The sequence below is a fragment of the Microbulbifer sp. ABE4_465 genome (assembly GCF_056160765.1).
In genome coordinates this window covers 45095-64471 of sequence record NZ_JBSWXV010000009.1, presented here as the reverse complement: position 1 = coordinate 64471, position 19377 = coordinate 45095, and the positions used below count along the sequence as shown (strand labels likewise).

Annotated in this window: 16 protein-coding genes; 3 read left to right on the top strand and 13 right to left on the bottom strand. The window is 57.9% G+C overall.

The features are described from left to right. Window positions 1–208: 208 nt before the first annotated feature. From ACXAG1_RS14000 to epmB, 7 genes are all read right to left on the bottom strand, one after another. Window positions 209–757 carry a hypothetical protein gene (locus tag ACXAG1_RS14000; protein WP_475120033.1) on the bottom strand — a complete coding sequence of 183 codons (549 nt, stop codon included), beginning with the start codon at window positions 755–757 and terminating at the stop codon, window positions 209–211. 3 nt (window positions 758–760) lie between these two features. Further along, on the bottom strand, window positions 761–1417 hold the full coding sequence (locus ACXAG1_RS13995; protein WP_475120032.1) for an AHH domain-containing protein: 657 nt from the start codon (window positions 1415–1417) through the stop codon (window positions 761–763). A 151-nt stretch (window positions 1418–1568) separates the two neighbouring features. Then, window positions 1569–2783, bottom strand: a complete 1215-nt coding sequence (locus ACXAG1_RS13990) for a pyridoxal-phosphate-dependent aminotransferase family protein (RefSeq protein ID WP_475120031.1) — start codon at window positions 2781–2783, stop codon at window positions 1569–1571. A 152-nt stretch (window positions 2784–2935) separates the two neighbouring features. Next, on the bottom strand, window positions 2936–4930 hold the full coding sequence (locus ACXAG1_RS13985) for a M1 family metallopeptidase (RefSeq protein WP_475120030.1): 1995 nt from the start codon (window positions 4928–4930) through the stop codon (window positions 2936–2938). Between the two features lie 208 nt (window positions 4931–5138). Beyond that, a complete protein-coding gene (locus ACXAG1_RS13980) occupies window positions 5139–7220 on the bottom strand; it encodes an EAL domain-containing protein (RefSeq protein WP_475120029.1) in 2082 nt (693 codons plus the stop codon). Between the two features lie 280 nt (window positions 7221–7500). Continuing rightward, window positions 7501–9384, bottom strand: coding sequence for a hypothetical protein (locus tag ACXAG1_RS13975; protein WP_475120028.1), 1884 nt, complete (start codon window positions 9382–9384; stop codon window positions 7501–7503). 278 nt (window positions 9385–9662) lie between these two features. Continuing rightward, the gene (epmB, locus tag ACXAG1_RS13970) at window positions 9663–10712 is read right to left on the bottom strand and encodes an EF-P beta-lysylation protein EpmB (RefSeq protein WP_475120027.1); all 1050 of its coding nucleotides are present in this window, start codon (window positions 10710–10712) and stop codon (window positions 9663–9665) included. Between the two features lie 107 nt (window positions 10713–10819). On the opposite strand from epmB, the gene efp reads away from it, so the two are divergent. Together efp and epmA are read left to right on the top strand one after the other, a co-directional pair. Beyond that, the gene (gene efp, locus ACXAG1_RS13965) at window positions 10820–11392 is read left to right on the top strand and encodes an elongation factor P (protein ID WP_475120026.1); all 573 of its coding nucleotides are present in this window, start codon (window positions 10820–10822) and stop codon (window positions 11390–11392) included. Between the two features lie 182 nt (window positions 11393–11574). Next, window positions 11575–12528: an EF-P lysine aminoacylase EpmA gene (epmA, locus tag ACXAG1_RS13960; protein WP_475120025.1), complete on the top strand. Its 954-nt coding sequence runs from the start codon at window positions 11575–11577 to the stop codon at window positions 12526–12528. Between the two features lie 25 nt (window positions 12529–12553). Here the strand turns inward: epmA and ACXAG1_RS13955 are convergent, their stop codons facing one another. The 3 genes from ACXAG1_RS13955 to ACXAG1_RS13945 form a co-directional block, all read right to left on the bottom strand. Next, the gene (locus tag ACXAG1_RS13955; RefSeq protein WP_475120024.1) at window positions 12554–13420 is read right to left on the bottom strand and encodes a GNAT family N-acetyltransferase; all 867 of its coding nucleotides are present in this window, start codon (window positions 13418–13420) and stop codon (window positions 12554–12556) included. 63 nt (window positions 13421–13483) lie between these two features. Next, window positions 13484–14302, bottom strand: a complete 819-nt coding sequence (gene cysE / locus ACXAG1_RS13950; RefSeq protein ID WP_475120023.1) for a serine O-acetyltransferase — start codon at window positions 14300–14302, stop codon at window positions 13484–13486. 18 nt (window positions 14303–14320) lie between these two features. Then, a complete protein-coding gene (locus ACXAG1_RS13945; RefSeq protein WP_475120022.1) occupies window positions 14321–15328 on the bottom strand; it encodes a serine/threonine protein kinase in 1008 nt (335 codons plus the stop codon). 97 nt (window positions 15329–15425) lie between these two features. On the opposite strand from ACXAG1_RS13945, the gene ACXAG1_RS13940 reads away from it, so the two are divergent. Next, window positions 15426–15761 carry an antibiotic biosynthesis monooxygenase family protein gene (locus ACXAG1_RS13940; RefSeq protein ID WP_475120021.1) on the top strand — a complete coding sequence of 112 codons (336 nt, stop codon included), beginning with the start codon at window positions 15426–15428 and terminating at the stop codon, window positions 15759–15761. Here the strand turns inward: ACXAG1_RS13940 and ACXAG1_RS13935 are convergent. The 3 genes from ACXAG1_RS13935 to ACXAG1_RS13925 all read right to left on the bottom strand — a co-directional run bounded on the left by ACXAG1_RS13935 (window position 15758) and on the right by ACXAG1_RS13925 (window position 19274). Beyond that, a complete protein-coding gene (locus ACXAG1_RS13935; RefSeq protein ID WP_475120020.1) occupies window positions 15758–16903 on the bottom strand; it encodes a beta-ketoacyl-ACP synthase III in 1146 nt (381 codons plus the stop codon). The two genes, ACXAG1_RS13940 and ACXAG1_RS13935, sit on opposite strands and share 4 nt — an antisense overlap. A 272-nt stretch (window positions 16904–17175) precedes the next feature. Continuing rightward, on the bottom strand, window positions 17176–18186 hold the full coding sequence (locus ACXAG1_RS13930) for a hypothetical protein (protein WP_475120019.1): 1011 nt from the start codon (window positions 18184–18186) through the stop codon (window positions 17176–17178). Window positions 18187–18383: 197 nt separating this feature from the next. Further along, complete coding sequence (locus ACXAG1_RS13925) at window positions 18384–19274, bottom strand: hypothetical protein (protein WP_475120018.1); 891 nt, start codon at window positions 19272–19274, stop codon at window positions 18384–18386. Window positions 19275–19377 lie beyond the last annotated feature (103 nt).

Here is a 19377-nt window from a genome sequence, read left to right as displayed (position 1 = left end):
TATGTAGTTTCCTGCGGGCACAAGTCTGGCACCAAGTGCAGCAACTTTCAGGCCAGAATAAAGGGATGAAATGTCAGGATTGAGGAGATTTACATAAATTTACCTCCCGCCAAATGGGCGGCGGGAAGTGATTCGATGAGTGGCTGAAAATCCGGGGTAGATGGGGTTGGCAGTTTGAAAATAAGGAAGGGTGAACCCAATGGACAGTTTATGGGCAATGTAAATCTTTTCGAAGCTTTAGTCCGGTAACCCCACAATCACGGATCAGACTCCTGAATGTTTCTGTACAATAAATGCCCACTCTTTCATCGAAATCCGTTTTGAATAGCAAGTACTCCCCCACTTCGCCTTCGATAAAGTTAAGAGACTTCAAGCCCATGTAAATTCCGCCTCGCAAATTTTGCTCACTATGCGCATGATCAATCGCATTCGAAACAGCCAGCGTGTTGAAAATAAACCATGGTCCGCCATTGATTGTTACTGGTAAAAACTCGCCTGCGCTTTTCAGGTTATTTCCCAATAGTTGAAAGGCTTGTTCATTAAATACGGGCGCTCCCTCCCAGCTCGCAATATCCGGCGTGTTCAACGCCCGATTCTTTCCAAGCCCGTCATAGAGTTCTCCAAGGGTTTCGGTCCAAACATCGGATAACGGAAGCCCCTCGGGGTAATAGAGATCTCCCATCCGCTCTTCCATGTCGTCTTGATCCAAGTCGATACAGAAGAAGTTTTCTCTGTCAAAATCCAGGCGGTAAATCATTCGTTATTCTTCAGGGAGTGCGTGTTTGGGAAGCATTACCCACTCGGGGATGTCGCCGTTTTGGAGCATGCGACCAATCAGGTCCAGTTTTACTCTGAACATGATTTTGTTTCTTTCGGTAGAGAGGATGCCCGTCAAAAACCGGTAATACCCTTCGCGATGAATTCTTCGATGTGGTACGGCGTTGGGGTGTTGCGGAATCTTGTCCCTAGAAGTCTTGGGTAACCCGGCGCCGTTATCGGGGTCGTTGATACGAACCTTCGCTCGCGCCAATCGAGCACGAAGGAGTTGGGCTTTATCGAAGCGTAAATCAGCGCCAGGGACGATATGGTGAGCCTCAACGCGATTCGGCGTTTCAGCGGGTATTCCCTTAATGCGCGGTATGGGGCAAGGCTTTCGGTTCCTTGCCATGTTGGCGGCCAGCTTGGATGAGTCGTGAGTTTCTTCGCGAAACTGCTTGTTACTCCAGCCATCAGAATCTCTGCGATATTTCTGTAAGCCCGCATCGACACTGGCTAAGCATTGGATATAGCCAAGCAATGCCTGTTCTTCTGAAATGGAAATTTTTTCAGGAAGCTCACCAAAATTTTCTATTGCACAGTCGAGCAAAGACTTTTGGCGGTGGTGCGACCGGCCTTCCAGATCTTCTAGCAGCGGCATAAGATGAATCCCTTATCTTATTCAAATCCGATTTTTTTGCATTGAACCACGAGTGCGCTGAGGTCGCCAAGGCAGCGTGAAGTTAATTTTGCAAAATGCGAAATCCACCCCGCCCAGTGCAGTATTATCTGGAACCATCTTTTCCGTTGACTTACCCAGAGCAAATAAGCAAGCTCTCAAGCTCACCCATGCCGCGAGGGATATCCACCGCAACGCCCAGATCCCGCATGGTGCAGCCAAGTGCATGTAGTGTCCGGAATAGGTTCTGCGCACGGCACTGTTCCCCCATCTGCCCGATACGGACGATGGGCAAGCCAAAGGACCCGGAAATTTCTACCTGGTATTTTGCTGACATGGTCGTACAAATATCGCGATTACTGACCTGTTCTGGCGCCTCGATACCAATTACCGAGTTCAGGCGGCTTTCTTCGGGTACAAACAGGTTGAGCCCCATTGCCTGGATGCCTTTCTGAAGTGCGAGTGAGCAGCGCTCGTGTCGTTGGAAACGCGCCTGCAACCCTTCCAGACAAATCAATCGTAGGGCTTCGTGTAATGCCAATACGCCGGAAACGGGTGCCGTGTAGTGGTACGAGCCTTTATGCCAAAAATTTTCTGCAAGGCTGGCGTCGAGGCACCAGTGCGCCGGTGTCCATGAGCGGCTTTGGATTCGGTCCCAGGCATTTTCCGAGAAGGCAACGAGGGAAACGCCGGGGATTGAAGATAGACCTTTCTGCCCACCGGTGATTACCGCATCAATCCCCCATTCTTCCATCTGCAACGGCATAGTGCTGAGGGTGCACACCGCGTCGACGATAGTGATACAGCCTCTTTTCCTGGCCTCTGCAGCGAGCTTGGGTAATTGTCGATTGAAAGTGGTATTGGAGGTTTCGCCCTGAACGATCGTAATGCAATCGGGCTGAAATTTTTCGATCGCAGTAGCAAAGTGATCGAGTTCGACCTGTGATTTCTCAGGGCTTTGCAGGGTTTCAATATTTGCACCGAGGCGCTGGCACATTTCTGCCATTCGCTGGCTGAAGCAGCCATTGCACACACAGAGGACTTTCGTGTTGCGAGTGACAAGATTGGCGATCGCCATTTCCATGGCGGCCGACCCGGGGCCTGCAACGCCCAGAATCCACGGCGAACGCGTCTGGAAGACGTACTGGGACATCTCCTTTACCTGGCGGATGATCCGGGACATGGTAGTGCCGAGGTGATTGATCACATTGCGGTTAGCGTTGGCCACGGCTTCGGGAATTGGTACAGGCCCGGCACCCATCATCAGTAAGGGTTCGGCAGGCAGTATTTCGTTGAGCGATACGATAGAGGGGGCGGGGAGCATTCCTACTCCGGTGGCGTCTTCCATGGTGAGCTTCAGTAAATCGGTTGTGTAAAAATAGGCGTTGCCATTTTTATCACATCGCGGTGGTGAATGCCGGCTGTTTATCTACAAAAAAAGCCCCGGGCTATCGCGAACCGCGGGGCTTTTCTGTTTCAGTGGCGAAACAGAGGTGGGAATCAGTCGCCGTAAATAATCTTGCTGTTCACCTTCACAGTCAGCGGATGGTAACCCGGCTTGGCTTTCTCGAAGATACGCTTGGCTTCGTCGGTCTTGCCGCTTTCCACCATGTTGCGGTATAGCGGGCGCAGGAACTTGTTGCGGCCGATGCTTACCAGGAAATCTTCCAGGCGTTGGTTGGCCGGCTCGTAGTCGTTGCGCACGGCGATCATCAGCCAGCTGAAGACGATTTCGTTGTTTTTCGACTGGGTCAGGTCAAAGGTCCCGTCCAGTTCTTTCAGCTGATCTTCGCTCAGTTTTTCCGGCATGCCGTCGAGGAAGTATTTCCACTGATGGAAGGTCCAGCCCTTGGTGTCGATATCGCTGGCTTTCATCTCGCCGTTCAGCCATTTCTCGCGGATCGGGTCCAGCTTGGTGAAAGCGTCGGACGTGGGCTGCGGGGCACCTTCGGGAATACCCGGTTCAAAGATCCACTCCTGAATACGTGCGCGATCCAGTTTGTCCGGGTACTGCTTCAGCAGCGTCTCATCCAGATACTTCACAAAGTCTTCGGTGGTGATGCTCTGGAACGCGAAGTGATTGAAGTATTCCATCAGGAATTTGTCGAAATTCTCGCGGCCCACTTTCTGCTCCAGTTCGTACAGGAACAGGGAGCCTTTTTCGTAGGGGATATTCGAGAAAACTTCGTCCGGATCGCGGCCGCGCAGGTCGATGGCCATGATCTCGTCTTTGTCCGGGCGGTCCGCAAGGTCGGCCTTCAGGTCGTCGTAACCCAGGGCCATTTCCATTTGGTAGCGCTCGTCACCGTACACAAACTGCATGATGCGGTTGGTGAGGTAGGTGGTGAAGCCTTCGTTCAGCCACAGGTCGCGCCAGCTGGCGTTGGTGATCAGGTTGCCGGACCAGGAGTGGGCCAGTTCGTGGGCGATCAGCGCCACCAGGCTCTTGTCACCGGCGATCACGGTGGGGGTGATAAAGGACAGGCGCGGATTTTCCATACCGCCGAAGGGGAAGCTCGGGGGCAGGATCAGCAGGTCGTAGCGGTCCCAGCGGTAGGGGCCAAAGTTTTCTTCGGTGACCTCGAGCATGTCCTCGGTGTCTTCGAACTCTTTTGCCGCGGCTTCCAGCAGTTCCGGCTCGGCGTAAACGCCGGTGCGCTCACCCATGGCCTTGAAGTCCAGGTTGCCGATACCGATGGCGATCAGGTAGGACGGAATCGCCTGGGGCATTTCAAATTCGAACACGCCATCCAGTTCCGCTTCCGGATCGTTGTTGGCACTCATCACCGCGCGCAATTCCTGCGGGGTGCGGATGGTGGCCTTGTAGGTCATGCGCACCTGGGGGGTGTCCTGCAGGGGAATAAAGCTGCGCGCGTGAATGGCCTGGGCCTGGGTAAACAGAAAGGGGTGTTTCTTGCCCGCGGTCTGCTGCGGCTCCAGCCACTGTACGCCGGAGGCGCCGGGGGAGGTCTGGTACTGAATGGCGACCTTGTTGGCGCCCTTGGGCAGGTTGATCTTCAGCGGGGTGCCCAGGTTCGGGTCGGTTTTGCCTATGCTGAATTTCACGTCCTGCAGGCTGTTGCCCACTCCCGCGCGCACGGCAGTGACGTCGATATCGCGGGTGTCGAGAATCAGCGCGGGGCTTTTCTGGGTGAGGCGCTGGATGTCGAGGATGGCTTCGCCCTTCAGCACCTTGTTGTCAAAATCGGCGGTGAGGTCCAGATCGAGGTGCTTGACGCGATAGTCGTCTGTGTTCGCAAAGGAGTGGTAGTCGACACCAGATTCCGGGGCGCCTTTCTCTGCCATCGGGCCCTGCTTTTCCTGGTTGGCCGAGGCGTCCTCGGTGCTCTGGCTGGCAGCGGGGCGCTCTTCGATCTGTTTCTGTCTTGCGGGGTCTTCCGATTTGCTGCAGGCGCTCAGTGTGACGAGGCTGCAGGCAAGCAGTCCGGCGCCGATCAGACGGCCGAAGCTGGTGTGGAACAATTGGGGCAGCATGGCGGGCTCCGTGATTGTTGTACTTGTGGATTCAGAACTGGGTAAATTCATCGCGGCACAGAATACCCAATTGGGGCCGTGACGGGAAAATTTGGTTTGAGTGTGGTCTTTAAGGTAGACCGAAATTGAAGCTGCAGGGGGAATGGAGCTTGGAGTGATAGAGGGGCAGGTGCCTGCCCCTTTGGTCGAATGCAATCAGCCCGGTGTATCAATCCAAACTGAAATCAAAACTCATCTCTTCCCCGGGTGGCTGCACATAGTAGCCCTGGATATAGTCGGTGCCGGTCTGCCACAGGGTGGGCAGCATGCTGGCCTGTTCGACGTGGGGGACGATGACCTGGGTGTCGATTTCTTTCAGCTGGCTGACGAGTTTGACCAGCGCTTCGCTGTCTTCGCCCTCGTCCTGTACCTCGCGCACGAAGGAAGCGTCGATCTTGGCGATGTCGACCTTGACGTGTTCGAGGGCCTTGAACGGGCTGAGGCCGGTGCCGAAGTGGCACACGGCAACGCGGCAGCCGAGGTCCTGTACCTGTTTGGCAAAGTCGCGGGCGGCGTGAAGGTTGCTGTTGATGTCTTCGGCGCGCAGCTGGAAGGTGACGGTTTTCGGGGTGACTTTGGCGGCTTTGAAGGCGACGCCGAGCCACGCCGGGAGGCTGCTGTCTTTGAGCGAGGCGGCGGTGAGGTGCAGCAGCACCGAAACCGGCTCGCCCATGGCATTTTGCGCGGCGGCGGCCTTGACCGCGTTGAGGATTACCCAGCGATCCATTTTGTTGGACAGGCCGGCATCGCCGAGCGCTTCAAGGAAAGCGATGGGGGCGAGTTCCTCTTTGCCGTCGACCATGCGCACCAGTACTTCGTAGAGCTTTTCGCCGCTGCCCTGCAGGCTGAGAATCGGCTGATACAGCAGTTTGAAGTTGCCGGCCTCCAGCGCCTGGGTAACACGGGCGCGGTGATAGGTATCGGCGTCGCCCTGCTGCTCGCTGTCGGGTTCGTACAGGGCGAAGCCGCCGTTGCCTTTCGCGGTGGCCTGATCATGGGCTTTGGAGGCCTGCTCGAGCACCTTGTCGGCGTTGCCGGACGTTTCGCTCATCAGGGAAATACCGATGGACGCGGTGATGTGCAGGGTTTTGCCGGCGGACTCAAAAATGGTGTCGGCTACCTTTTTCAGCAGTTCCTTTGAGCGGGATTCGGCGCTGTCCGGCGTAGTTTCCGGCATCAGCAGGCAGTAACTTTCCTCGCCGTAGCGGGCGATGATATCCCCGCGGCGTGCGCCACTTTGCAGCAGCTCGCCGAACTTCTTGTGCAGCTGGTCGGCGCCGGCGACCCCGATGACCTGCAGTACGGACTCTTCGAAGCGATCGATTTCGATATACATCAGACCGCCGGTGCGCTGGGAGCCGGCGGCGGCAGTGATGGCGTGATCCAGCAGCTGTACGAAGCGCTGGCGGTTGTACAGGCCGGTGGCGGCGTCGCGGTTCTTGGCTTCACTGAGCTGGGCTTCCAGCTCCTCGGTGTTGCCGCTGCTGGCGGCGATGCGCACCTGCAGGCAGCGCTCGTCGTCGTAGACCGTGGACAGCACTTCCGCCTTGGTGGCCAGCGGTGTGCCGTTGGCGGTTCTGGCAGTGAACTGCCAGACCTGGGCTTCCACCTCGTTGTTGTTGATGGCGCAGTTGCGCAGGAAGTCCCGCGCGTCTGGCTGCTCACCCTCGGTGAGCATATCGATAAGCGGCTGGTATTCGACATCGTCGCGGTCTTGGTAACCAAAGCGCTCGGCAAAGGATTCGTTGGCGTAGACGATCAGGCCATCGGATATGTAGGCGATGGCATCTTTGGAACTGTCCAGTAGCTCTTTGGCGCGGTTCAGAGTGGCGTGGTAGCGGCGATCGTGCTGGCGCGCCTGGCGGCGCTCCTCGAGTGCCGTGAGCTCGCGCTGGATCACCAGCAGCAGGTGCTGATCTTCATCGATGGTGACCACATCGCGGGCGCCGGCCTTGAGACCTTCCACCACCGGCTGCGAGCCCTCGCGCTCGGTCAGCAGTATGGCCGGGACGTCTTTCTGTAGCTTGTTGATGGTGCGGATGGCGGTGGCGGCTTCCAGCTGCTTGCCCTGTTCGGCGGCGATCAGCAGGTCCCAGGTGTGCTCTTGCAACAGCTTGGTGAGCGCGGCTTCGCTGGCGACGTGCTGGGCGCGGTTCGGGCGGCCGGCGTTCTGCAGCATGCTCACCAGTCGCTGGGCCTCGGCCGGAACATCGTGGATTAGTAGTAGGCGGATGGTGTTGTCGCTGCTCATTGTGTTCCTGTTGTACTGCGTCGCGGCGGTTTGTTTTTGCTATCTGAAGACCGCTTCCGTGCAGCTGCCCCTGGCTCTTGTTATGCGAGGGTGCGGGGTGATCCAGTACCGCGAACCCGCTAGTGTAGTTCGTGGTATTTAACGTGAACAAGTGCACGTTGGCCACTATGGGATATGGTTCCAAATTCCTGCGACAAAGCGGTGACTTCAACGAAATTACTCGTCAAAGGCACTGGTCGCAAGATCTATGCCGCTGTCCTGCAGCCCCGCTGCACCGCGATCACGAAAATTCGAAGATGGCGAAGCTGCCTGTGCGCAGGGTCTGCTGGCTCAGGGTGACGGTGCGGGACTGGCCCGCGGCGACGATGTCGACGGTGTCTCCTTCCTGAAACAGGGGGGTGGGTAGCAGCAGTTCCGGTGGATGACCGGCGTCACCGGTAAGGAGCCCTGCCATGGGATCGGTGCGGCGCCCGTCCCTGGTATAGCGATGTACTCGCACCGCACTGGAGTGGCCGCCCAGCAATTCCACTCCCGCCCGGCACTGGTCCGGGAGCCCAAACTGCCAGCGCACCATTCCCACCTCCCAGCGCTCTTTTACTTTCAGGGCGATCAGATTGCCACTGTGCAGGCGTCCCTGGGTGCTGGGAGGCAGGCGCAGGCCGGCGCCGCTGTCGCTGGTATTGAGCAGGGTTGCAGGTATGGGGGCATAGCGCTGTTGCGGCGCTGTGGCTGCGGGGCCTGTGCCGCGGGAGACCGAAGGCGCGCTGGGCAGCGCGCCGCTATTGCCGTAAGCGCTCTTTCCGTAGGTGTAGTCGTCCGAGATGGAAACCTCGTAGTCCCTGCGCGCGCGGCCGGTGCGAAAATCGATGGAATCGACTTCCATTACCAGACTGCTGCCCTGGCCGGTGTCATTGCTGAATGCGGAAGATAGCGGAGCGGTCTCGCCACCCTGCTTCAGCTGATAGCAGATGGCGCTGATACCGATCACTACCTGGCAGCGTATGTCCACCGGGGTGCGCAGACTCGTGCGGGCCTTTTCCCCGGCCCAGATGCCCTGCACTTGGGTCAGCATATCCATGGACAAGTTGCCGGGTCGGCGCAGGCGTCGCTGCAGCTGAGACAGCGGTCTGGTCAGGTCTATTGGCCAGCCCAGGGGCATGGAAAAGTGTCGCAGGTCCACCCGGCTGCGCTGCAGGCGCACCGCGGGAATCGGTGGCTGATCCAGCTTGATGTTACACAGCAGGGTCTGCGCGGATTTTTCGGCCTTTTCCAGTAGCGCTGCCCTGCCGGCCCAGCGATCGCAACACAGCCATAGCTGGAGCTGCTCATTCTCCGCCAGTTGCAGCGGGTTGGCACTGGCAAACAGGGCCGCTTGCAGGTAGGGCTGACAGAGTCTCTCCCAGCGATGGAGACGACGTCGCGCACTGGGGTTTTGCGGTTCCAGAGTACTGCCCGCTAGGGGATCCAGCACGCGCCGCTGAGACAGGTCGTGCTGACGGGCAAGGAACAGCAGGCGGTGTATGCCCGCCCAGCTGCCCTTGGGAGGCGCAAGATAGAAGTAACTGCTGATCTGGATCAGGCGGCGGTAGCTGTCGATCCCCCGATGCAGGGTCCTGGCAAGGCGGCGACGGAAGAACAGGGTGTGCGGCTCGGCAGAGAGCTGGCCGCAGACACTGGTGTAGGCCTGGGCCATATGCTGGTAGAGGATGACCGCGGTGAGCAGGTCGCGGCGCTGTTCCTGGGTTTGGTTGTGGGGCGCGGCGTCACTCTGTGTCAGTTGCCCCAGAGCCAGAACGCCACAGTGCTCGGCGACGACCGGGCGCAGGACTTCCAGGCTTGCCAGGCGCAGGCGTACCGGCGCTCGCCAGCGGGCAATCTCTGCCAGCAGGCTGCGCAAGGTGCCCGCGTTGCGCTGGGCCCGCTGATCTGTGGGGTTTTCCCGCAGGTAGCTATGTAGCCAGCGTTTCAGTTGGCGATGGTTGCGGCAGCCACAGGCAAGCCTTTCCAGGTCGAGAACCGGTGGTGGGATTGGTGTGGCATGTGCGGCGCGTGTTTGGGCGCCCTGGCGAGTCGCGGGGTTATCGGGTCTGGTGTCAGATGTTGCCCTGGCTTCGCTGCCGGGGTGGGCCCGTTGCCCGAGTTCAGTATCTACTGCGTCCTGCATTGTACTAACCGGAGTTGCTATACGCGCAGTATACGGAGCGGCGTAATTTGCACAAACGCACCAGTTGAAAATTGCGTCCAAAATGTCGACTAAATCGCGAAAAAACTTATGAATATGCGCGAACAGGTTGCCTGTTGGCTCTTTTGGGGTGGCTCTCCGGCGGGCTGGGGTGGATGTTTTGTGCGCAGGCGGACACCCGTAAGCAAGCGCGGAGCCGCCGGTGAATGGTTGGATGGCTCGCCGCTATTGCCGTGGCGACAGGTGATTTGCGGGAGGGATTACAGCGGAGTTTTGGATTTTTCCGCCGGTATTTCCCGCACCAGGCGCGGCACCAGATAACCCGGCAGGCGCTGGCGGGCGGCTTCGACCAGTTCGCGGGCGCGATCGTCGTCTACTTCGAAGTGTGCGGCCCCCTGCACCCGATCGAGTTGGTGCAGGTAGTAGGGCAATACACCGCTGGCGAACAGCTTTTCCGACAGCTCGGCGAGGGCATCTTCGCTGTCGTTTACACCCCGCAGCAGTACCGCCTGGTTCAACAGCGTGACACCGGCGGTGCGCAGTCGCGCCAGTGCTGCTGCGACCTCTTTATCGATCTCATTGGCGTGGTTGCAGTGCAGTACCAGTACCGGTTTCAGGCGGCTGTTGGGGAGCCACTGCAAGAGCTCGTCGTTGACCCGCGACGGCGCGACGATGGGCAGGCGCGTGTGAATGCGCAGCTTGTCCAGCTGCGGTATCTGTTCCAGCTCTCCAGCCAGCCAGCCAAGTTGCTTGTCGCTCATTACCAGTGGATCGCCGCCGCTCAGGATGACTTCGCGCAGGTCCTTTTGGCTGCGGATATATTCCAGGGCCTGTTGCCACTGGCTGCGGTTGAGGTGGTTGTCGCTGTAGGGGAAGGCGCGGCGGAAGCAGTAGCGGCAGTTGACCGCGCACTGGCCGGCAGTAATCAATAGCAGGCGGCCGCGGTATTTGTGCACCACTCCCGGCACTGGATTGGCGTTGGCCTCTTCCAGCGGGTCGTCATTGAAGCCGGGGTTGGGCTGCAGTTCTGCTGCCGTGGGCAATACTTGCAGCAGCAGCGGGTCCTGGGGGTCGCCGGGGCGGATACGCTTGAGGAAGGGGCGCGGTACCCGCAGTTGGAAGGTGTCTGACGCGGCGGTCAGTGCTGGCAACTGTTGCGGGGCCAATTGCAGGAGGTCGAGCAGTTCCTGTGGGTCGGTGACCAGGTCGGCCATTTCTTCCTGCCAGCGGCGCGCGGGCGCGCTTTCGGCTCGGTCGCTGGCGATTTCGACGCGGCTGATTTCACGGGCGGGCTGGCGGTGCTGTATCATAGCGGGCTGTTTTTTGGCGCGGTGGCTGGTTACTGCTCAATTGCCCCTGGCGGGCCGCGCGAAGTTTAATCAATTTGACGGCGTTATGCTGATATTTCGAGGAGCTCATGGGTACATATTCCACTAACGAATTCAAAGGCGGCCTGAAGGTGATGCTGGACGGCGACCCCTGTTCCATTGTGGACAATGAGTTCGTGAAGCCCGGTAAGGGCCAGGCGTTCAACCGTGTGAAGCTGCGCAACCTGAAGACTGGCCGTGTGTGGGAGCGCACTTTCCGTTCCGGTGAAAGCCTGGAATCTGCGGATGTGATGGACCGGGATATGGAATATCTCTACAACGACGGTGAGTTCTTCCACTTTATGGAGCCGGAGACGTTTGAGCAGCATCAGGCGGATGCGAAGGCGGTTGGCGATGCGGCGAAATGGTTGAAGGAGCAGGATGTTTGCGTGGTCACTCTGTACAACGGTGCGCCGCTGGCGGTGACGCCGCCGAACCATGTGATTCTGGAGATTACCGATACGGATCCGGGTGTGCGTGGTGATACGGCCCAGGGTGGTACCAAGCCGGCGACGCTGGTGACCGGTGCGGTAGTGAAGGTGCCGCTGTTCCTGGAGATCGGTGAGACCATCAAGGTGGATACCCGCACTGCGGAATACCTGGGTCGCGCTAAGGAAGACTGATCTTCCTGATCTGACGATTTCGAAGGGCGGATACTCTGGTATTCGCCCTTTTTATTTGGCCTCCGCGGGATGCACTTGGTAAATATTGTGGCGGCAAAGCACTGGGCAGGGGTTTTCCTTCGCATCAGCGTTTTGTGAGTGTTGGCAGCTAAACTGGTACATCTTTTCGATTGATTGATCCCATGTCTAAATCTCTCTGGCGCCCTACCGCCCCTCTGGAAAACCTCCGCCGCCGCGCCACCTTACTCGCGGACATCCGCCGTTTCTTTGCCGAGCGTCAGGTGCTGGAAATGGAGGTGCCGATTCTGTCTCGTCGCGCTACCAGCGACCCGCATATCGATTCCATCGTGGCCGATTGCAGCGGTGCGCCGGCGTTTCTGGCGACGAGCCCGGAGTTTGGTCTGAAGCGGCTGCTGGCGGCGGGGATTGGGGATTGTTATTACCTGGGTAAGGCGTTCCGCAATGGGGAGGCCGGGGGGCGGCACAATCCGGAGTTCACGATGCTGGAGTGGTACCGGGTGGGCTGGGATGACCACCGGTTGATGATTGAGGTGGGGGAGTTTCTGTCGTGGGTGCTGAAGATTTCCCATGTACGCTCGTACAGTTATCGGGCGCTGTTTCTACAGCATCTGGATGTGGATCCCCATCGGGCGTCGTTCGAGGAATTAAAGGTGGTGCTGGCGCGGGTGTTGGAGATTTCGTTTGAGCCGGCGGGGCGGGATGAGTGTCTGGACCTTTTGATGAGCCACCATATCGAGCCGGCTATGGGTGAGGGCATTACCCTGGTTTACGACTTTCCGGCAAGTCAGGCGGCTCTGGCGCGGGTGGAGGAGGATGAGCTGGGAGTGCCGGTGGCGCGGCGGTTTGAGGCGTATGTGGGTGGCATGGAGCTGGCGAACGGTTACTGGGAGCTGACGGATGCGCCGGAGCAGTTGCGGCGGTTTGAGGCGGATCAGCATTATCGGGAAGACAACGACAAGCCGGTAAATCCGTTTGAGGAGCGGTTGGTGCAGGCGCTGGCCGCGGGGATGCCGAATTGTGCCGGCGTTGCACTGGGGGTCGACCGGTTGCTGATGCTGGCCTGCGGGGCGGGGCGGATCGATGAGGTCATTGCGTTTCCGATCGAGCGGGCCTGAGCCCGCGCAACTTTCTACTGGATAATCAGGCGGATTTCCGATTTTCATCCAGCTCGTTATCCGGCGAGTGATGATTTGTGGCCGTGCGCGCACTGCCTCGCTCGGGAATAAATTCGTAACAGGTGACTTCACCGACGGCGTAGAAGCCGGCATTCAACCACAGGCCTTGCTGATCCTCGCCGACCAGTGCCACCGCGTGCTTGTGGTGGCTATTCATCACTTCTTTTACCAGCTGCTGGAACATGGCGGTGCCGAGACCGCGGCCGCGGTGGTCGGGTAGTGTGCACAGGTCGTAGAAGCCGAGGGCGTCTGCGGAGGAGAACAGGCATCCGGTGGCGACGGGTTTGCCGTCCAGCAGGCCCAAATGCAGTTTCAGGCGGCTGTGTTTGTGCTCCGGCAATTCTGCCAGCTGGTGGTAGAACTTTTTGATCTGCGCGGTCTCCCGCGGGCAGTCCTGCATTTCCGCAATAAGGTCGCCGTAGACGATGATGTCCTCGGCGGTGCTGACGGGTTTGATTTCCAGACCTTCGGGGGGTGTTTCGTCGCTTGTCAGCTGTTTTACCTCGGCCGCCATGGCGATCTGCGGTGCCTGACGGCTGAGATTCAGGGCCTCCAATTCCGCGTCATCCAGAGATTTGCTGGCGCAGTGCCAAAGGGAGAAGGGCGCGTGGCGCTCGGCGAAGTAGTCCACCACAAAGCGCTGCAGGATGCGCGGTTGCATCACCGAGTTGCTGACCACCTGGTTAAAGCGTGAGGACAGCAGACCGCTGTCGGTGCGCAGCAGGCCGGTAATTTCCTTGGTCTGTTTGGGGTTTAAGAGATCGGCGCAGTACCCGGCTTTGTTCTCCAGGTTGCGGCATACGAGGTTTTTAGCGCTGAGACTGTATTTCATGGTTACAGAATAGTCCTGCCAATCGTTGGCCGTATCTATTGTTCGCAACCTGTGACAGCAGAATCAGCGCAATTGATCCACCTTGGAGATGGCGCACTGGTCCATGGAGATGGCGGGCTGTTCACAGCTGGCGGTGCCGATGACTTTGGCGGGCACGCCGGCCACCAGAGATTTCTCCGGCACCGGTTTCAATACCACACTGCCCGAGGCAATCTGCGAGCAGCGGCCGATTTCGATATTGCCGAGGATTTTGCTGCCGGCGCCGATCAGTACACCACAGCGTACCTTCGGGTGGCGGTCGCCGGATTCCTTGCCGGTGCCGCCAAGGGTGACCGATTGCATGATGGATACATTGTCTTCCACCACTGCGGTCTCACCGATCACGATACCGGTGGCGTGATCCAGCAGGATGCCCTGCCCCAGTTGTGCCGCCGGGTGAATATCAACGCCGAACACCACCGAGATGCGGTGCTGCACAAACAGCGACAGCGAGCGACGGTTCTGTTGCCACAGCCAATGGGCCACTCGCCAGGCCTGCAGGGCGTGGTAGCCCTTGAAGAACAGGAAGGGCTCGTAGAGCGAGTGGCAGGCGCTGTCGCGCTGCTCGATGGCGGCGAGATCCGCGCGCGCGGCAGTGCCGATGGTGGCATCGGAATCGAGCGCCTCGTCGATCACCTCGCGGATCAGCAGCGCCGGCGCCACCGGGCTGTCCAGTTTATTGGCCAGGTGAAAGCTGAGCGCCGCTTCCAGGGTGTTGTGATTGAGAATCGTGGCGTGCAGAAAGCTCGCCAGAATGGGCTCGCGCTCCACCTGTACCGATACATCCCGGCGGATGCCTTCCCAGATCAGGTCCTGGGTCACGTCGGCTTTGGCTGTTTCCATCAGAGTTTGCTCCTTCATTCAGACCGCACCGAGGGTCAATGGCGGTTCCTGCAGGGCGGACAATTGCTCCCGCAGTGCCAGAATATGTTCCGCCCAGTAGCGCGGCGTATTGAACCAGGGGAAGGCCATGGGGAAGGCCGGATCCTCCCAGCGCCGCGCCAGCCAGGCGGCGTGGTGCATCTGGCGCAGGCAGCGCAATGGTTCGATCAATTGCAGTTGTGCCGGGTCGAAAGGGTAGAAGGTTTCGTAGCCTTCGACCACGGTGTCGAGGTAAGCGGTGGCCTCGGCGCGGTCACCGGAAATCAGCATCCAGATATCCTGGATCGCCGGGCCCTGCAGACAGTCGTCCAGATCCACAAACCAGGGGGTCTCGTCGCGCCACAAAAAATTGCCGCTGTGGCAGTCGCCATGTAGCCGGATGGTCGGCCAGTCCTGCTCCAGCACCGGGGTAATCTGCTCGATGATATACGCGGTAGTGGTGGCATAGGCCTCCACGTTTTCCCGCGGCAGGAAATCGCCGCCGAGAATAAATTCGCGGCTGTCGATGGCAAAGCGTTGCAGGCTCAGCGAGGTACGGTGCTTGAAGGGACGCGCCGCGCCCATGGCGTGAATACGCCCGAGCATGGTGCCCACCTGTTCCAGGTGCTCGAAGTTATCCAGCTCGATCTGGTGCCCGCCGCGGCGCGGAAACAGGGCAAAGCGGAAGCCGTGGGCCTCGTGCAGGGTTTGGCCATCGAACACCAGCGGTGCCACCACCGGAATTTCCGCATCCGCCAGCTCCAGGGCAAACTGGTGCTCCTCGTTGATCTGCGCATCGCTCCAGCGACCCGGGCGGTAGAACTTCGCGATCAGCGGCTGCGCCTCGTCGATACCCACCTGATAGACGCGGTTCTCGTAACTGTTGAGCGGAAAAATACGCGCATCCGAGAGCAGCCCCAGGCTCTCCACGCAATCGATCACCCGGTCCGGGGTGAGTGCATCATAGGGATGAGATGAGGCTTGAGAGGAAGTTGACGATTCGGTCATGGCGGTGCTCCAGTGAGCCTCGCAAAGCTCGGATTGGCAGGGGGCGCTATGCTAACGCGGTTGCCAGTGGCGGGCCAAATCAAAAAAGGAGCGGGCAGTGAAGTACATTTTTGAAGTCAAAATGAAACAGGGCCACAGTGCCGAGGAGTATGCAGAAGCCTGGGTGCGCGCCTCCGAACTGATTCAGCAGGCTCCCGGTGCCATGGGTACCGAACTACACCGCAAAATCGGCGACCCGGACAAGCTGATCGCCATCGCCCGCTGGCAATCCAAAGCGCACCGCGACGCCATGGAAAACAATCACAGTCCGGAAATCGAAAAGATCATCAAGAGTGCCGCGCCGTTTGTGGAGATTCGCAGCCTGGGCGGGTATGAAGAACCGGAGTGGGTAGTGCTGCCGCCAGACGGCGGCAGCGGAAACAGATCTGATTAGACGGCGATTTTTTCCAGCGCCAGACTGCCAATGGAATAACCCGCACCGAATGAGCAGATCACCCCGGTGCTGCCCACGGGCAGATCGTCGCTGTTGCGGTTAAAGGCAATTACCGAGCCCGCACAACCGGTGTTGGCGAATTCATCCAGCACGATCGGCGCGCGCTCTGGTGTGGCGTCGTCGCCCATCAGTTTTTTCGCAATCAACAGGTTCATATTGATATTCGCCTGGTGCAGCCACCAGCGACTGATTGCATTGGGCTCGTAACCCAGTTCCTGAACCTGAGTTTCCAGGTGCGCCGCCGCCATTGGGCAGACTTCCTTGAACACCTTGCGGCCGTTCTGGCGGAACAGCTTGCCCTCGCCGAACGGATCCACATCCGCGGCGCGGGAGGTGTAGCTGACGTTGGAGCGGATATTATTCGAGAAAACGGTCTTCGCCTTGGTGCCGAGAATTTCCCACGCGGTTTCCGCGTTGCAATTGTCCTTGCGCTCCACCACCGTGGCCACCGCCACATCACCAAAAATAAAGTGGCTGTCGCGATCGGTGTAGTCCACCTGTGGCGAGGCCAGTTCCGGGTTGATCACCAGTACGGATTTAGCGGAGCCGGAGCTGATCGCATCCACCGCACGCTGCAGCGCGAAGGTCGCCGAGGAACAGGCCACTTCCATATCAAACGCAAAACCGTCGATGCCCAGCTCGCCCTGGATTTCGATGGCAATCGCCGGATAGGCCCGCTGCAGGTAGGAGGCACCCACAATCACCGCATCGATGTCTTCCGGCTTTTTGTTGGCCTTCTCCAGCGCCAGCTTCGCCGCCTTCAGACCCATCTCCGCCTGCAGACACAGCTCTTCATCGGCGCGCTCCGGCAGATAGGGGCGCATACGCTCCGGATCGAGGATGCCTTCCTTGCTGATCACATAGCGGTTCTTGATGCCGGAGGCCTTCTCGATAAATTCCGCGGAAGAATAGGGTTTCGCCTGTAGTTCGCCGGACTCGATGGCATCGGCATTCTCGCGGTTATATTTCTCCGCAAAGGTATTGAGCGCCTGCACCAGCTCTTCATTGCTGATGGATTCCGGCGGCGTCCACAGCCCGGTACCGCTGATCACGATGCCGCGGGGCATTTTGAATTCACTCATGTTTCTGGGTCCCATCATCCTGTGCGTTACACCCGCGTGGGCCCTGTTCTTGGCGGGCCGGTTCGGGCGAACTCTATTTATAACGTTAGCAGCCGGTGGATTTTTGCGCAGCCGCCAAAAAGGGCGACTATTGTGGCGCCTGGAGTCACATTGGTCTAGAAACGAGCACGGGAGTACCGGTTGGTCAGGTTGGGGATCTGGCTGAGATGTGGGGGGAATTGGCCATGGCCGCTAAGCAGATACTTGGCGGCCTTTGAGTAAGTGGATTGAAGCTAAGCTGCCCAGTTCTGGTTGCCTTTGCCCAGAGTGTTCTGGCAAACGCCCTTGAGGCTGCGAGCGTGGCCACTGAGATCGTTATAGACGCTTTTCCCGATAATGTAACAACCGAGCCCAGCGGCGATGGTGCCAGCGGGACCCGCGGCTTGCATGGTGAGGTTAATGGCTTTTGCGAAAGTGTCGAAGCCGAAAGTGCCTACTGCACCACCCACACCAAGTTTAGCGATTATCGGTAAGAATCTATCTGAGTGCGCGCCATTGGTTTCGCGGTCCCATAGGTCATTTGTGTTCCGGTTAATACCTGCCAGGTCGAACCCTACCTGCTCGCAGAGTGTTTCCAGTTCTTTGGTTTTAGTGCCTTTGCCGCGAGGGTTGGAAAAGTACACGACCTGACGAGCGCGGACTTTTGAATCGTTTTCTGAATGCTGAAGCTTGGGGCCAGTTTTCAAAATCTTCATGGCGCGGACTAAAGTGCCAGCACCCTCGCCGTGAGCGAGCCAGTGTACGCGGGATTTCTGTCCCATGGCCTGCTGAAGCAAGGACGCCAGTTGATTGCTTTGGTGGTCGCTGCGGTAGCCACCATTTTGCCAGAAAAGGGAGTAGTGCTTGTTAGGTTTATCGATGGCGTGGCCGCGCAGCTCGCCAGCGTAGGCGTTGCGAATATGGTCGATTAATTTTGCGCCTGCTCGCTCTTTGTCATCAAACTTTCCTGCTACTGCGGCGTAATGGGCTTCCTTCCAGCGATGACGGAGATCTAATTTTGTATTTTCGATATTGTCTGTGAACCAACCTTCTCCCTTTTCCCCCGCTGAATATTTGACACGATAGAGACCTGTAGATTGTTGGTCACCTGCGGCCTGATATTTCTTATCCACATCCAAGTTTAAAAGCTTTACGTTCCCGTGCTCATCAATAAGGTAATGAATGGCAAACCCAGGCTGCGCTAAATGAGCGGGCTTATTCGAGCGACCACCAGCACGAGAGTTCAAGCTATATGCGGCGCGCATAATGGATCCTAGATAGTAGTCGCCTTCATGCGACTTCTTTATTGCCATCCAGTCAGCATAGTGGTCACTATGCACATAGATATTTCGGCTGGCATTTGGGTTGGAATGTTTCGGGATTAGTATTTTTCAATGATTATCTGGGGAACTCATAACTTGATCCTTGTTGAATGAATCCTTCGTTGCAGTCAATTAATGTGTCAGGGAGTAAATACGGGGTGTGGGCTACCGGGTTTGAGAATAACTATTTCCGGCTCATTGTTTTTTCCAGCGCGCCACTCAGGGTATTGCCATGATTCTGGTTCGCGATTCTCGCTAGCTCTGGCGTCGGGCCATTTTTTCTGTGCTTCAGATAGCTGCTCTATTGCTGTAGGAGCAAGGTCTAACTGAATCGAATTCAATGTCGAATCTCTGACATTATTCATATTTTTGAGGCAGTCCTCTGCTGGCGCGTAGCCAAAATAACGGAACGAAATACTTAGGCAGTAGCGGTGTTCGAGAGGAAGAACTAATACACTAGTTCGAGATGCTAGCTCGAAAGGTTCGGGTTCAGAGGTGCAGTCTGAAAAATCACGGTGGGATTCAAAATAGATACCCGTTACTCCAGATTTTCGCTGTAACTGCCAGTTGAATGGTCCATTTTCTTTTGGGAAAGTTGGCTGTGCAGGTCCACCTGTACCAAAGTAGAGGGCTCGGTCGATTACTTGCTCTAGATGTGCCGGATTGAAACAGCTCATTCCTTCCGGCATGGCGTCTTGGCGTGAAATAGGCATGCTAAACGCTATAAAGCCATAGGGGCGAGAGCGCCAGGGGGGGCCGAAGAATTCCCAGTGGCGATTTGCCTTTGGCCCATGGTAGAAGGACGACCCACTCCGCTGCCATTCCGGTAACTCCTCATCGGTATAAAACATATCCGGGTCGTGTAGGTTGATGTGGCGTGGCGGAGGCTCCCGCCGGAACCCTTCGGAATCACTATGCGGTGGCAGCAGCATGGTTAGGCGGCTGCCGGAAATGTCGATCTCGATTTTCTCCCGCTGATTCAGGCCGGGAACGTAGGGGTGTTTGCGCGAGGCGAAGAGTCGTTTGAGCATGGAGAAATTTCGGGTTTGGCCTGATTGATAGGTTCATCGGATGTAACTTTACCGGAACATTCATAGGGATCCTAGCGGCTGGGAATTACCTGTTATTACAGGG

What these genes read in the sequence shown, in the direction of transcription:
- ACXAG1_RS13930 (WP_475120019.1), bottom strand. Translation starts at nt 18,186, where the DNA reads ATGCGCGCCGCATATAGCTTGAACTCTCGTGCTGGTGGTCGCTCGAAT.
- efp (WP_475120026.1), top strand. Translation starts at nt 10,820, where the DNA reads ATGGGTACATATTCCACTAACGAATTCAAAGGCGGCCTGAAGGTGATG.
- ACXAG1_RS13980 (WP_475120029.1), bottom strand. Translation starts at nt 7,220, where the DNA reads ATGAGCAGCGACAACACCATCCGCCTACTACTAATCCACGATGTTCCG.
- cysE (WP_475120023.1), bottom strand. Translation starts at nt 14,302, where the DNA reads ATGGAAACAGCCAAAGCCGACGTGACCCAGGACCTGATCTGGGAAGGC.
- epmA (WP_475120025.1), top strand. Translation starts at nt 11,575, where the DNA reads ATGTCTAAATCTCTCTGGCGCCCTACCGCCCCTCTGGAAAACCTCCGC.
- ACXAG1_RS13945 (WP_475120022.1), bottom strand. Translation starts at nt 15,328, where the DNA reads ATGACCGAATCGTCAACTTCCTCTCAAGCCTCATCTCATCCCTATGAT.
- ACXAG1_RS13935 (WP_475120020.1), bottom strand. Translation starts at nt 16,903, where the DNA reads ATGAGTGAATTCAAAATGCCCCGCGGCATCGTGATCAGCGGTACCGGG.
- ACXAG1_RS13990 (WP_475120031.1), bottom strand. Translation starts at nt 2,783, where the DNA reads ATGGAAGACGCCACCGGAGTAGGAATGCTCCCCGCCCCCTCTATCGTA.
- ACXAG1_RS13975 (WP_475120028.1), bottom strand. Translation starts at nt 9,384, where the DNA reads ATGCAGGACGCAGTAGATACTGAACTCGGGCAACGGGCCCACCCCGGC.
- ACXAG1_RS13955 (WP_475120024.1), bottom strand. Translation starts at nt 13,420, where the DNA reads ATGAAATACAGTCTCAGCGCTAAAAACCTCGTATGCCGCAACCTGGAG.
- ACXAG1_RS13985 (WP_475120030.1), bottom strand. Translation starts at nt 4,930, where the DNA reads ATGCTGCCCCAATTGTTCCACACCAGCTTCGGCCGTCTGATCGGCGCC.
- ACXAG1_RS13995 (WP_475120032.1), bottom strand. Translation starts at nt 1,417, where the DNA reads ATGCCGCTGCTAGAAGATCTGGAAGGCCGGTCGCACCACCGCCAAAAG.
- ACXAG1_RS13925 (WP_475120018.1), bottom strand. Translation starts at nt 19,274, where the DNA reads ATGCTCAAACGACTCTTCGCCTCGCGCAAACACCCCTACGTTCCCGGC.
- epmB (WP_475120027.1), bottom strand. Translation starts at nt 10,712, where the DNA reads ATGATACAGCACCGCCAGCCCGCCCGTGAAATCAGCCGCGTCGAAATC.
- ACXAG1_RS14000 (WP_475120033.1), bottom strand. Translation starts at nt 757, where the DNA reads ATGATTTACCGCCTGGATTTTGACAGAGAAAACTTCTTCTGTATCGAC.